9 protein-coding genes and 1 CRISPR repeat array are annotated in these 13,930 nt (G+C 56.7%); of the genes, 8 read left to right on the forward strand and 1 reads right to left on the reverse strand.

Features of this window, described 5'->3' with window-relative positions; all coding sequences use genetic code 11:
* The first annotated feature begins 166 nt into the window (after positions 1–166).
* The 8 genes from cas6 (at position 167) to cas2 (ending at position 9,738) form a co-directional block, all read left to right on the forward strand.
* The gene (gene cas6, locus CPZ00_RS05220) at positions 167–982 is read left to right on the forward strand and encodes a CRISPR-associated endoribonuclease Cas6 (protein WP_096389950.1); all 816 of its coding nucleotides are present in this window, start codon (positions 167–169) and stop codon (positions 980–982) included.
* A 112-nt stretch (positions 983–1,094) separates the two neighbouring features.
* A complete protein-coding gene (cas8b, locus tag CPZ00_RS05225; protein ID WP_096389951.1) occupies positions 1,095–3,128 on the forward strand; it encodes a type I-B CRISPR-associated protein Cas8b/Csh1 in 2,034 nt (677 codons plus the stop codon).
* Between the two features lie 20 nt (positions 3,129–3,148).
* The gene (cas7b, locus tag CPZ00_RS05230; RefSeq protein ID WP_096389952.1) at positions 3,149–4,174 is read left to right on the forward strand and encodes a type I-B CRISPR-associated protein Cas7/Csh2; all 1,026 of its coding nucleotides are present in this window, start codon (positions 3,149–3,151) and stop codon (positions 4,172–4,174) included.
* 22 nt (positions 4,175–4,196) lie between these two features.
* On the forward strand, positions 4,197–4,988 hold the full coding sequence (gene cas5b, locus CPZ00_RS05235; RefSeq protein WP_096389953.1) for a type I-B CRISPR-associated protein Cas5b: 792 nt from the start codon (positions 4,197–4,199) through the stop codon (positions 4,986–4,988).
* 28 nt (positions 4,989–5,016) lie between these two features.
* Entirely contained in the window at positions 5,017–7,839 is a 2,823-nt protein-coding gene (locus CPZ00_RS05240) for a CRISPR-associated endonuclease Cas3'' (RefSeq protein ID WP_096389954.1), read from the forward strand.
* A gap of 95 nt (positions 7,840–7,934) precedes the next feature.
* Positions 7,935–8,480 (forward strand): CRISPR-associated protein Cas4, encoded by a 546-nt coding sequence (gene cas4 / locus CPZ00_RS05245; protein WP_096389955.1) that lies wholly within the window; start codon positions 7,935–7,937, stop codon positions 8,478–8,480.
* Positions 8,481–8,483: 3 nt separating this feature from the next.
* Entirely contained in the window at positions 8,484–9,476 is a 993-nt protein-coding gene (cas1b, locus tag CPZ00_RS05250; protein WP_096389956.1) for a type I-B CRISPR-associated endonuclease Cas1b, read from the forward strand.
* A gap of 1 nt (position 9,477) precedes the next feature.
* Positions 9,478–9,738, forward strand: a complete 261-nt coding sequence (cas2, locus tag CPZ00_RS05255; RefSeq protein WP_096389957.1) for a CRISPR-associated endonuclease Cas2 — start codon at positions 9,478–9,480, stop codon at positions 9,736–9,738.
* A 144-nt stretch (positions 9,739–9,882) separates the two neighbouring features.
* A CRISPR array of direct repeats spans positions 9,883–12,792; the repeat unit is 30 nt; unit sequence GTTTCAGAAGAACCCTTGTGGGTTTGAAGC.
* A 218-nt stretch (positions 12,793–13,010) separates the two neighbouring features.
* On the opposite strand, the gene CPZ00_RS05260 is transcribed toward cas2, so the two are convergent.
* Positions 13,011–13,862, reverse strand: coding sequence for a DUF7847 domain-containing protein (locus CPZ00_RS05260; protein WP_096389958.1), 852 nt, complete (start codon positions 13,860–13,862; stop codon positions 13,011–13,013).
* Between the last annotated feature and the right edge of the window lie 68 nt (positions 13,863–13,930).

Here is a 13,930-nt window from a genome sequence, read left to right on the forward strand (position 1 = left end):
CCGTCACCTGATAGAAGGTGAAGCAGACGGACTGGAGTGCGTGCATTAACGGTGCACAGATGAACCGCTTGGATATTCATTTACCGCTGCACAAACACTTATAAAATGAGGGTTTGTGGTTACTAACTGATATGCTCTCCCAAAAAACATCTCGACGGGCCAGTATATGCGGCTGCTGATCCGGCTCGAGGCCCAAGCAAATGCGGTCTATGACCACGCTGCTCACCACCAGCTTCGAGGCCGGATTTGGCGCGCTCTCGAGGGGACTGAGTTCACTGACCTCCATGACGCGGACCGTCCGATCGGACTGTGTTTCTCGAACATATTTCCGTGGGGTGACATCACTGAAGGAGAACAGCGGAACGTGCTCGTCTCAGCGACGGACCCGGATTTGTTACGAGCTGTTTCCGCAGGACTCGCGCAGGATCCAGCATTCAATGTCGGGGAGATGCCGTTTGAAGTGGCTGAGATCACGCCTCTCTCTCCCGACGTTGGCGAACCGGGAACGCGAGGGACGATCGAGAGCGGGACCGGTCTTCTCGTCCGTATCCCACCCTGGAGGCTCGATGACTACGACATCGATCCCGACGGCGACGGCGCCGTGTTCTGGCGACCGAAGCACTCGATGAAACCGCTTCAAACACAGATCCAACAGAACCTCGATAAGAAACACGACCTATTCTGCCCGGAGGAGCTTCCAGGTCCGACCGACCGGGAAGGAAACCTGTTCAGCGAATACGAGCTAATAAAGACCTTCGCACTGCCGCTGGAAGTGACGCAAGGCGAGGAACGGACGGTCATACTCTCAAAATGGCGATTCAAGTACGAGGTTCGCGACGAACACCATCGCCGCCATCTGAACCTGGCACTGGACGCCGGGCTCGGAGAAAGGAACGCCCTAGGGCTGGGCTTCATCAATATCGAAGAAGACTCGAAAGTCGGTCCCCGGGAAGCACTACAAGCCCAGGAGGGAGTTCAGTGATGTCACGCCGACAGGTGGTGACCCGACCGTGAGCAGCCCTACAAGAGAACAGTTCCGGAAGGCAATCGACGGATACTGGCACGATCGTCCGCCGGCAAGCTTCGAGGATGTAATGGCTCTGTACGGGGTACTGGCCGTCGCCGAAAGTGGCGGAGAGCTCTATACAACCTCGAGCAAGCTTGATCCGTTCGTCGACGAAGGACGTCTCATCACCGTTGATGTCGATTTGACCGGAGAGGCACCGACTATGGAAGGGTTTGAGCGCCAGCCGCTTCGAGAAGATGACGTTCCGAAGCTGGCGTACTCACACAAATCCTCCGGGCGCGGGGCAAAATATAGCCTCACACAGATCGGGTCGAAAAACGGTAACGACGCCAACGGTGTCGCGAGTACGATAATCGGCCGTGTTCGCTCCTGGACGGGGCAAGACCGAGTTCAGAGCGTAACTGGTGACGACGGCCATCCGGATGGCTGGATCATCGATGCGCTCGCTGACCTTTTTGAGAAGGATACAGACAGCCTCGGATCCCTCAAGGAGGATATCGTTTCGCGTCTTCCAGCTGATGAGTCCATCCCGACGGCTCTAACGATCCGGTTCCGCGTCGATACCACCGAAATCGAGGGACCGGATGACCGCGGTATCGACTGGATCCATCCGGCTGATATCGACGTCCTCAATGCAGCGATGCGCCGGTACGCAACTGGTAACGCTGCCGATAAAAACATCGACTCTGGTGCATCGGAGGGAGATGCTGTCGGCGTCGTCACAGGCGACGAAGAGCACGTCGTCGGGACACCGGAAAGTCCTCTTGGGATTTTCTCGGTCAAACACCCGGACGCCCAACCGGCCCTACGCAAACAAGAATCCTGGCGAAACTATCCGGTTAGCGAGGACGTTGCGATGTTGTTCTCGAAGGGTCAGGACCTGATCGACGCCTGTGTCCACCGTAACGGCGGTATAGAGACGTACACACTGCCTTATTTCGCCGGTGAGCTCACTGCCGAAAAAGCGCAGTTGCTCTATCGAGCGATCGATGGCCTTCGGAATCCCGATGACGACGAGACGGAGACGCCACCGATGGCTCGCGTCACATACCGGCTCCAAGATAGCGACGACGAGACGATACGTGACCTCGCAAAGACCGAGCTTCGGTTCTATATGATCACGATGCCGATTAGCGATGACAAGAACGTCATCGCTGAGGAACCGGCCGCCGACACGTATTGGTTAACCACGCTGGCTGATGCGCTCGTCGACACCAGGCAGGGACCGACTCTGGATCCGGAGCGTGGCGGCTTTATCCCGCATAAAGGGTGGCCGCTACTGGATCTCCCGACGAAACGCGATCAGGGGCGAAAGGTTGCGTATGGGTTGATCACCGGCCACGAATTCACGAATTCAACCTTCGCGTACCGCGACGAAGAGGGCGATGATTTCCGGCGGATCGTCGACCATCGCATCATCGCTGGTACTCCGATCGAAGCGTCGGTACTCTTCGGAGAGTACCTCGATCGATATGATGATGCCAGCGAAGGCGGTGACTCCCCACCTGTCCCACTAATCGCACAGCAGCTGGTCCAGCTGGAGGCTCTTTCACGAGCTGGCCTTCTGGATGGCCTTGACGTTCCCATCGAACCAGACCAACACATGACTTCACTCACGGACAGCAACATCGATATGACGGAGGTATCGCAAATTCGAACACAACGGTTCAACTCCTTTCTGGAACGACCACTCTTCGACGCAACGGCTCGACGTGCAGCGGCCGTTGCAGGCGTGCTCGTCGGCCAGATAAGCTGGCATCAAGAAAACGAGCGGGGGGTTGGTCGTCCATTGGATTCGAAGACAGCGGGCGACGAGCTCACGAAAAACGGGCTCGAAAATGCCCTCACGTCCGCCCTCGAAAAAGCCAAAGTCTACGCACACGATTCGGAGTACGAGCGCGACGTCCTCTTCCCGGAAACGGTTGATGAGCTCCTCGAGACGACCGAGGAGATGCCGACGAAATGGGACATCGATAAGCGCGAACTTCGGTTCTGTTACGTGCTTGGTCACGCCCACGGGCGTCGATCGATGCCAGTCGCATTCGATCTGAAAAAAGACGATAACCAGGGCGGTGCGGCCGAAGAACAGCCCGCTGACTAATATTCACACATCTAATAACAATGACGACACCAAACCGCTCGGAGATCCTCTTCGTGTACGACGCACAGGACTGCAACCCTAACGGTAACCCCATCGGTGATAACCGCCCTCGCCGTGACCCGGACACGGGACAAGGAATTGTCACGGATGTCCGTCTCAAGCGGTACATTCGGGACCAACTCCTCGATGACGGCTTCGACATCTACGTGAAAAAGCTCAATGGAGAATCCCGAACCAGGACGACGCTCGTTAAAGACGTCTTAGAGGACGTCGACGACGCCGACGATATCGAAGACGTCTCTGACATCGGAAAGAAATTCCTTGACGCTGCGACCGACGTTCGCTATTTCGGCGCAACACTCAGCTTCGAATCGAGTGACGATGAAGAAGACGAGGCGTTCCGGCAGGCTCTTAGCGACTCATTCCCGAACAACTTCCAAGGACCGGTTCAGTTCCTCCCCTCAAAGTCGCTGAATGAAGTCGAAGAAAACGAGGAATACGACTCACTGACGAGCGTCATTTCGACCGGCGAAGAGAACCGCCAAGGCGGCTTTGATCTCGATGATAAGCGCATCAAATACGGGATCTTCCCATTCTGGGGGCTTGTGGACAACAACAACGCTGCGGCGACGAATCTCTCGGAAGACGACGTTCAACGGCTGGATACGCTGTGTTGGCGGGCCTTGAAAAACCAGACGACGTCGCGGTCGAAACTCGGCCAGGAGCCGCGGCTCTACATACGGGTAGAGTATTCGGAGGAAGACTTCCATATTGGCGGCCTGCAGAATCTGCTCGATCTCGCCGGAGAAAGCGAACAGCCGCTCCGATCCGTGTCCGACATCACCGTCGATGCGTCCGATCTCCTCGAGGCGCTTGCGGATGTCTCCGATCGTATCAAGACCATCCACGTCCTTGGTGATAGACGCCTCACAATCGACACAGGATCCGTGACCGTCTCTGCTGATGACTTCGGCGAAGTGCTCTCGGAAGACGGCTATGACGTCCACGAAATCGACGTCATCGAAGAGCGTGACCTCGCAAACTAGTGCCTACGAACATCACAGCAAAATGACCCCACACATCGACGGTGATGGCGTTCCGGACCGCTGTCTGTCCTTTACTATTCGGTCCACGTGGGGACATTTCAAGCGGGTTGGACGCAGTGTTACGAAGCAGACATACCGTATTCCGCCACGAACGACGGTGGCCGGGCTGCTGGCAGCGATCGTCGGAGTGGACCGGGATTCCTACTACGACGTCTTTCAGAGCGACAGCTCCGCGATCGCCATTACGCCACTTGCGGATCTCCGAACGATCAACGTTCCGACAACAGGACTCGGAACCGACCCAGGACAAGACGTCACACAAACGAGTGGTCATTGGCGGTCGTATCAGATCACCTACCAAGATACAACGAAAGACCGGCAACTCCACGCCTATGAGGTGCTTGCGGATCCTGTGTACAGAATTGACGTTGCGGTTGAGGACACATCCTTCCATAAATCCCTACGAGATCACCTCAAAAACGGGACTTCGGTGTACCCACCAAGTCTCGGGAAATCGGAATATCTCGCGACCATCGAAGACGTCACGATCGACGCCAACCCGACCCATAAGCCGAACGCCGATGCTATCGATTCGATCGTCCCGGTGTCGCTATCGGAGACAGTGCCACAACCCGGCGTGTCCTACGGTGTGGAACGGTCGCCAGCCATTATGGAGGCCGAACAGGGCGGTCGACGGACGACCCGGTTCGACGATTACGTGTTCACCAAACGCAGCGACAAACGGGTGAAAGTTGCTGATAAAGCTGATTTGACGCCCGTTCAGGTCGGAGATCGGAACGTCGTGTTCCGGTAGCCGTCAGTTGATCCTCACGCTTTGAACGATGAAACAGCCACTCATTTCCCATCCGATCGACGACCCAGATGTTCGGAGCAGATACGATGACGCGAGTCTGACGCCCGCCGGAAACCTCCGACTGACGGCACATAACGCGATCGTTGGTGATCGAGCCAGTCGCCTGTTCGGCCCAGGTGACGAACGAGCGGACTATCTCAGAGCCACCGCGACGCTTCACGATATCGGGAAAGCAACCCCACAGTTCCAAGCGTACGTCCGGGGGGAATACGACGGTCCACCCGAGGAGAAGGCCCACGCCCGATTTGGGGCACTCGCGACCTGGTTCGTGCTGGGGGAGTTGGATGCACCACCTTGTGACCGACTCGCAGGGACGCTGGCGATCGCGCGTCATCACCAAGCACTTCCGAAAACAGCGAGTTATACTGCAGAAACGCTTGCGAGTGCCTTCGAATCTGGATCGGAGGTGCTGTCTGCACAGCTCAAAGCGATCGACTCAACCTGGCCAGTAGCAGTCACAGAGTTGTTCGAACAAGCCGGTGCCGGGTGTGCGTGGAGTGAATTCTACGAGTGGGCACGGTCCGGCTCTGCAGCGGATGAACTGCGAGCACACAGCGCTGAAGAGCTATTCGGTGGCGTCGAGCCCGAGTCGGAGAAGCTCCCTGCAAGACTCTACGATCGACTTCTCCACTACTGGGCTGCCACCACGCTTGCCGATAAGAGTCATGCGATTCCTCTCGACGAAACGGCTGTCTTTGATCTTGATACGCTCAAAAAGGGAGTTATCGAGGAGTACATTGCAGACCTCCGGAGTGAACCCCCGGTAAACGATCTCACGGCTCGACTCAACGACGACCGCGAGCGGGCACGCCGACAATCGGTACGTGGGACACACGAATGGCTAAACAGTGATGAGTCCGCGATCGCGACCCTTTCGCTGCCGACTGGCCTCGGAAAAACGTTCACCGGTCTCTCGGCAGCATTCGAAGCCCGTGACATACTCGAGAAGACGGAGCAGCGGTCTGAACCCCGTCCGATCGTCTACGCGTTGCCGTATACCAGTATCATCGAACAGACACGGGCGATCTTTGAAGACGAAGATCTCTGGGGCGCCGACCCGGCGAAATCGGCGCTTACTGTCCATCATTACTTGAGTGAGACGGTCGTCCATCACGGGTCCGGGACCGGTGACGTCGACGAGACGGATGCTAACGAGCACGCCGCGCATCTCGGGGAGGCCTGGCGCGATGGAACCATTCTCACCACCTTCGTGCAGCTCTTCGAAAGTTTAGCTGGGCCAACTAACCGCCAAGGTCTGAAGCTCTCCGCCCTGGATGGCGGAGTCGTGATTCTTGATGAGCCCCAGGCACTGCCGAAAGGCTGGTGGGATGGTGTCCAACGCCTGCTGACTCTGCTGACAGACGAGTATAACGCCCGGATCATCGCGATGACGGCGACACAGCCGACCCTGCTGCGAGATCGAGAGACGGTGTCGCTGCTTGATGCCGGCGCAAATCATCCATCCGACTCCTGTGGTCGATGTGAGGACACCCCGACGTATCCGACCCAGCTTTCTCCCGCCCCGGAAGAACAGTACTTCGAAGAAGCAGAACGTGTTCGCTACACGATTGACACGACTGCACGGTCGCTTGACCCATCGTCGGAAGCCCCAGAAAAGCAATACTTGAGCCATACCGCTGCCGCAGATCGAATTCTCGAAAGCACCGGTCAACGAGGTTCCTGCTTGGCTATCTGTAACACCATCCAGAGCTCTCGAGCACTAACGGAGGCAATCCAAGATCAAGCGAAAACCGTTCATCTGGGCGGATCGATCAGAACGGTTCTGGAAGGGCAAGATGTTGACGCCACGACTTGCCGGTCGGTTCGCTCAGTCGCGGCCGCCGTACTGGAAGACGCCGGGTTTGAGGATCCGATCGTCGATCAAGAATTCGATCCAACGGCGTATCCGAAGGTCGACGGGATGTGTCAGGACTATCTTCTGACACTCAACTCGCGATATCGGCCGTTTGATCGACGAGTTCTGATCCAACTGGCAACGTGGCTCTCCACGAGCGAAGTTCCCCTGATTCTCGTTTCAACACAGGCGATCGAGGCGGGCGTCGACCTTAGTTTTGAAAACGTGTTTCGAGACGTGGCACCCCCCGATAGTATCGTGCAGGCAGCGGGCCGTTGCAACCGCTCATACGAGTGGGGAAAGAACGGTGGACGAGTCACCGTCTGGACGCTTGCTCGTACTGACGAGGATGCTCCAAAGAGCCCGAGTAGTCCACCGCTGGCCCACTATGTATACGAACGCCATGGTGAGGAACTCCGGCTGCCTGCTCATCTGGAACTCATCGGAAACGTCCTCAATAACGTCCCGGACCCATCGGACGCACGCGATGTCGACGTCTCGAAAGCAGCGGTAGATGAGTATTTCGACCGTCTGAGCGAGAAACAACTCTCGAGCGGACGGATCCGAGAATATATTGAAACGGCGGACGCGCCGAGTCTCGCGAAAAGATCTCTCATTGATGGACAGCAAACGTTCGACGTTCTGGTTGGGATGACCGCTTCCGAGCGCCGGCGACTGAACGAGATCCGAGACCTGTTTTCGGAGCGCCCCCATCAGGCATATGAAATGCTTGAGCACTGTTCCGACATCCGGATCTCCGTCCCTGCGACCGTCATCGAAGATGCCGCGGGTATTACACGCATCGATGGAAAGGAAGAATCCGCAGATGGCGTGCAGGTGTTCTGGTATACCGGGAGCGGCGGTCTCTCATATGACTTTGCTGACGGTGGTCTTCGGGAATCGGAAGGCGTCTCGGGGCGCTTCACGAGCTTCTGACGAAACACCGTCCGACCCTAACTTTATATATCTCTTCTTTATTCTGATATGTATGCCACCCGAGTGTCCCAAACCCCGGCAGGGGGGCTGAAACGGTGTCTACCAGCGTAGCTGAATACGTCGCGGCGGAACGTGAGCCTGCGCGTGAGCCAAAGACGCGTATTACGGGACTTATGGTCCAATACTATCACGTCTGTCGGCGTGAACTCTGGTTTATGTCGCGGGATATTGATATCGATAGGGAAACGACCAATATTCAACGCGGGACCCACGTCGACGAAACCAGTTATCAAGGTTCGCGAAAGTCCTTCCAAATAGATGGCCGGATCCAGCTTGACGTGCTTGAGTCCGGAGATATAATGGAGGTGAAGGTCTCCTCGGCGATGGAAAAGCCGGCTCGTATGCAGCTTCTGTTTTATCTCTGGTATCTGCGTGAGGTCCACGATATCGAAAAGGACGGCGTACTCGCCTATCCGACCGAACGCCGTCGTGAACAGGTCGAACTGAACACAGAGACGACAGCTCAAATCGAGGCTACTGTCGAAGGGATCCTGGACACAGTCGGCGCCGAAACGCCCCCAGCATTAGAAAAGAAGTCGTACTGTGATAGTTGCCTGTACCAAGACATCTGCTGGATGTAACCAATGCCAAAGCCAAACCATCACGTTTTCGCTGACGGTGAACTCTCTCGTAATGAAGGGACGCTGCGCATCGACACGCTGGCTGGTGAAACGGAATATTTGCCGGTCGAATCCATCGACTCACTATACCTACACGGGCAGATCGACTTCAACACTCGCGCCCTGGGACTACTGAACGACCACGGTGTGCCCGCACACGTATTCGGATGGAAGGATTACTATAAGGGATCGTACCTGCCCAAACGAGGGCAGGTCTCCGGAAATACCGTTGTCGAGCAGGTCCGCGCTTACGATGATGACCGACGACTCTCCATCGCACAACGGATTATACAGGCCAGTATTCACAATATGCGGAGCAATCTCCGGTACTATGACGGACGAAGGGGGAACTTCAGTGAAGCCATTGCGGACCTCGCTGATGAGAAGGATCAAGTGGCAGCAGTGGATACCATCAACGAAGTACGGGCGGTTGAAGGGAACGCAAGGAAGACGTATTATCGCTGCTTTGATCGAATTCTACGCGATCCGTTCGAGTTGACGAAGCGGCAGTATAACCCACCGACAAATGAAGCCAATGCCATCGTCTCGTTCTTGAACGGGATGACGTACACGACCTGCGTCTCCGCAATCCGAAAAACTGCACTCGATCCGACAGTCGGATTCGTACACGAACCGGGCGAGCGCAGGTTTACACTTTCCCTGGACATCGCCGATATCTTCAAGCCGATCTTGGCTGATCGTCTCGTTTTTCGACTAGTTAACCGTCAACAGATCACGGTTGATGATTTCGAATCGGAGCTCGACGGCTGTCTGTTAACCGAAAGTGGCCGGATGACGGTGCTTGAAGAGTTTGAAAAGCTCTTGGACGAGACGGTAGCTCACCCGCGACTTGAGCGAAACGTGAGTTACAAGACGCTCGTCCGCACGGACGTTCTGAGTCTGAAGAAGCACATATTAACCGGAGAAGAATATCACGCAACGGAACGGTGGTGGTGAGATGCACGTTATTGTTGTCTATGACGTTCCTGCGGACAGGACGCGCGTGTACCGAAAGCTGCTCCGGCGCCGGCTAGAGCATCTTCAGTACTCCGTTTTTTACGGTGAGCTCACCGAGGGACAGGTTACTACAATGAAGAACGATATTCAAAAGAAACTGGAACCAGATGATTCAATCGTCGTATTCGAATCCTCAAATCCCGCTGCGTTCGAGTTTTCGACTTTCGGCGATGTCGATGAGCCTGGAAGTCGCTTCACGTAGTTTTACGTCTTCATCGATCGGGGTTGTCCAATTTCGGCGTTGGATATCATCGATCCCCCAGGGGTTTGGGAGGTATTGGAGGTCGATGAAAATACTGATGTGAATTCGGGGAGTAGTAGACTCTGCTCGCCCGAATTAGGGCGGGTTTCAGAAGAACCCTTGTGGGTTTGAAGCGTCTCTCCGACGACGTACGGACACGTCGGCGAAAAGTTTCAGAAGAACCCTTGTGGGTTTGAAGCAATAATGTAACTGTAGAGTCAAACGCCACGCTAAACGTTTCAGAAGAACCCTTGTGGGTTTGAAGCACCACCCCGTCAACCACCGTCGGCGAGGAGAAAACGGTTTCAGAAGAACCCTTGTGGGTTTGAAGCGACCAAACAACCAGTCCAACTGAGAGAGATGCCGGCGTTTCAGAAGAACCCTTGTGGGTTTGAAGCGACGAGCGGCTGTTCGACGTGCCGAGCGACGATGCCGTTTCAGAAGAACCCTTGTGGGTTTGAAGCGAACAGGGCGAACCCGTGACGCTGTCGCTGTCGTGTGTTTCAGAAGAACCCTTGTGGGTTTGAAGCGACGGCGACGCCGAGGACGTCGAGATCCAGATCGAGTTTCAGAAGAACCCTTGTGGGTTTGAAGCCCCCGTCCCTTTTTGCCGTCTGGACGTCTATTCGCGGTTTCAGAAGAACCCTTGTGGGTTTGAAGCGACCACAGACACGAACAGCAGCACGACCGACACCGAGTTTCAGAAGAACCCTTGTGGGTTTGAAGCGTGTAACATCATCTACAAGTACCTGACCATCGAGAGTTTCAGAAGAACCCTTGTGGGTTTGAAGCTTTAGCGGCCCTGCACACGGCGAGGGAGGGCGCGCGGTTTCAGAAGAACCCTTGTGGGTTTGAAGCACGAGCGGCCCTGCACACGGCGAGGGAGGGCTCGCGTTTCAGAAGAACCCTTGTGGGTTTGAAGCATATAGAAGTGTAGCCGGGGACCACCGGGCTACGGAGTTTCAGAAGAACCCTTGTGGGTTTGAAGCAAGCAGCGGTATTCGGGAACGACCGCGGACCGGGCGGTTTCAGAAGAACCCTTGTGGGTTTGAAGCATCCGTGAAGTCGCGGTCGACGGGACTGATAACCGTTTCAGAAGAACCCTTGTGGGTTTGAAGCGCACGGGTCAAGGCGACCGCCGAGACGCCAGACGGTGTTTCAGAAGAACCCTTGTGGGTTTGAAGCGGCGATCCGTCGGTCGCCGCGGGCGACAACTCGATCGTTTCAGAAGAACCCTTGTGGGTTTGAAGCGCGATCGAAGCATTAGTTCAACGGGAAGGGAAACGGCGTTTCAGAAGAACCCTTGTGGGTTTGAAGCGACCGGCGAGGACTTCAGTATCACCGTGGAAGCCGGCGTTTCAGAAGAACCCTTGTGGGTTTGAAGCTCGTGATCGACGAGCCCGCCGAGCCGGTCGATCGAGTTTCAGAAGAACCCTTGTGGGTTTGAAGCTCCTGGATGTCGTCGGCGATGAACGTGTACGTCCGGTTTCAGAAGAACCCTTGTGGGTTTGAAGCCTCGCTGGGCGGGGGCTCTCGACCACAGCACTCCAGTTTCAGAAGAACCCTTGTGGGTTTGAAGCTACTCCTGCTGGGAGGAGGGGCTCGACCTGCTGGGTTTCAGAAGAACCCTTGTGGGTTTGAAGCGGGACGCGCTCGCCGTTCCTCGCCGCCGCGATGGTTTCAGAAGAACCCTTGTGGGTTTGAAGCGTCCTCCGGAAGGTCGAGCGTGTCCCACGCCAGGAGTTTCAGAAGAACCCTTGTGGGTTTGAAGCGCGCGCTTGTCGGCGTTCGTCAGGCTCGCGTGCCGGGTTTCAGAAGAACCCTTGTGGGTTTGAAGCGACGAGAAGGGAGAAGCGTTAGACGCCGAGACAGGCGTTTCAGAAGAACCCTTGTGGGTTTGAAGCGACGAGGACCACGGGGCGTCAGAAGGTAATCAAAACGTTTCAGAAGAACCCTTGTGGGTTTGAAGCCGGTTGCGTATGAACGGGCCTTTGAAACGAATTACGGTTTCAGAAGAACCCTTGTGGGTTTGAAGCTCGCGATCGCCCGTTTCCTCGGCCGCCCTCGCGGCGTTTCAGAAGAACCCTTGTGGGTTTGAAGCTGCGGCGCCGACGTCTCCGCGCAGAAGGGCAACGGTTTCAGAAGAACCCTTGTGGGTTTGAAGCACCGGCCAGAAGATCGATTACAGCCACCAGCGCGGTTTCAGAAGAACCCTTGTGGGTTTGAAGCACGCCGCGAATATCTCCCGGAACGCCGCTGGTTCCTGTTTCAGAAGAACCCTTGTGGGTTTGAAGCACCACGCGGGAGGCCGTCTCGAGGACGTGGATCCAGTTTCAGAAGAACCCTTGTGGGTTTGAAGCGCCTCCGTTTGCGACCCGTCGTCGTGCATCCAGACGTTTCAGAAGAACCCTTGTGGGTTTGAAGCTGGTTGATCCATCTGCCCCACATATCCGTTTCAGTCGGTTTCAGAAGAACCCTTGTGGGTTTGAAGCGATATTACGGAGCGGAAAGTCCAACCCGGTCAAGTTTCAGAAGAACCCTTGTGGGTTTGAAGCGGCCCGGACGTATCGGTTTCCACTTCAACCGTTGTTTCAGAAGAACCCTTGTGGGTTTGAAGCACGCGCTTCGAGGCGTCGTCGACGGCCATCAACCGAGTTTCAGAAGAACCCTTGTGGGTTTGAAGCTCGGATGCCCCCACGCCGGGGGAGTCCCGCGGCCGGCGTTTCAGAAGAACCCTTGTGGGTTTGAAGCAACGAGGTGTTCGTCGAGGCGATCCTCCCGCTCGTGTTTCAGAAGAACCCTTGTGGGTTTGAAGCTGTTCAGACCGCCTCGTCGACGACTACAAAGCCTCGGTTTCAGAAGAACCCTTGTGGGTTTGAAGCTGATGTCGGACGACGAGTTCGACGTCTTCGAGGCCGGTTTCAGAAGAACCCTTGTGGGTTTGAAGCTTGGATGTTAGTCCGAGCATTGCACGGTCTCTTGGTGGTTTCAGAAGAACCCTTGTGGGTTTGAACTATCACTGAGAGACACTCCCGTGGAGATACCTTGTCCCAGATGATCCCCATAAGTTTGAAGCACCGTGCAGCGTCGATCGTCGCGCCGTCATCGTCATCAGATCGATGGGAAACGTCGAATCAAGGATCGTCGTCGCCGTCGAACCGGTCAACCAATTCGTCGATCTCTCGCGTGGACGTCTCGTGTACGGGGTACCTGAAGTCGACCATCAAACCTCCTCAGAGCCGAGTCGCCGAGTTCCCGACCCCGGAAGCACCGCCGCCAATACCGGCCCCCGAGATGGATCGATAGAACGCCACCGAGTAGGCCGCGTAAAACGCCCCACCCACTGCGATCGTGACCACGTACACGACGGCGGCCACGACCAGCAGCGGCAGGGAGGTCTCCGGCAGGGGCAATGCGGCGGGCTGGGGCGACAACAACATCGAGGCGCCGGCGCTGAGGCCGCCGATGACGACGCTCCCGGCGATCAGGATCGCCGTGTAGCCGAGAACGCTGAGGAGGTTCCGGCGGACGAGACCGACGCTCCGCTTGAAGCCCGCGATGATGTCGGCGTCGTCGAGGACGATCGCGTGGGCGTAAAACTGGATCGCGAAGTTCACGACCAGGTAGACGAGCGCGAACAGCAGGCCGACGATGGCCACGATCGCCAGCGTCGCCAGCCCCATCTCGGGACTGCCCGACAGCAGGCCGGCGCCGCCGAAGACGACCACGAGGAGCCCGGCGAGGAACGCGACGAACCCGAAGACGAGGTTGATCGCGAAGACGGCCAGATACGCCACCAGCAGACTGACGTAGTTCGACTTCCCGGCCGCGATGAAGGCGTCGAGGCCGGTCCGGCCCGAAAGCGCCTCGTCGGCCAACGCGATGATCCCGCCCTGGAAGAAGGGCACGAAGAGGATCAGCAGCCCGGTGATGCCCAGCGAGACGGCCGCCGCGACCAGCGGCCGCGACTGCTGGAGGGCGAACTGGGGAAGCTGGACGAGCCCGTAGAGCCCGACCAGAACGATCAGGATCGGATTGCGTGTGAGGGCACCGACGGCTGGACGGAGGGATCGGAGGGCAGCCATACCAGGAGCGTCACCGTGCCACGGCGTAAACCTTAGCATTTCGACAGGAGGGGCGAGGATGGCTCCCG

It is taken from the genome of Halopenitus persicus (genome assembly GCF_002355635.1).
GTDB classification, from domain to species: Archaea; Halobacteriota; Halobacteria; order Halobacteriales; family Haloferacaceae; genus Halopenitus; species Halopenitus persicus_A.

Bases quoted from the DNA above. Each gene is read 5' to 3' on its own strand.
- cas1b (WP_096389956.1), top strand. From the start codon at position 8,484: ATGCCAAAGCCAAACCATCACGTTTTCGCTGACGGTGAACTCTCTCGT.
- CPZ00_RS05260 (WP_096389958.1), bottom strand. From the start codon at position 13,862: ATGGCTGCCCTCCGATCCCTCCGTCCAGCCGTCGGTGCCCTCACACGC.
- cas8b (WP_096389951.1), top strand. From the start codon at position 1,095: ATGGCTCTGTACGGGGTACTGGCCGTCGCCGAAAGTGGCGGAGAGCTC.
- cas5b (WP_096389953.1), top strand. From the start codon at position 4,197: ATGACCCCACACATCGACGGTGATGGCGTTCCGGACCGCTGTCTGTCC.
- cas7b (WP_096389952.1), top strand. From the start codon at position 3,149: ATGACGACACCAAACCGCTCGGAGATCCTCTTCGTGTACGACGCACAG.
- cas2 (WP_096389957.1), top strand. From the start codon at position 9,478: ATGCACGTTATTGTTGTCTATGACGTTCCTGCGGACAGGACGCGCGTG.
- cas6 (WP_096389950.1), top strand. From the start codon at position 167: ATGCGGCTGCTGATCCGGCTCGAGGCCCAAGCAAATGCGGTCTATGAC.
- CPZ00_RS05240 (WP_096389954.1), top strand. From the start codon at position 5,017: ATGAAACAGCCACTCATTTCCCATCCGATCGACGACCCAGATGTTCGG.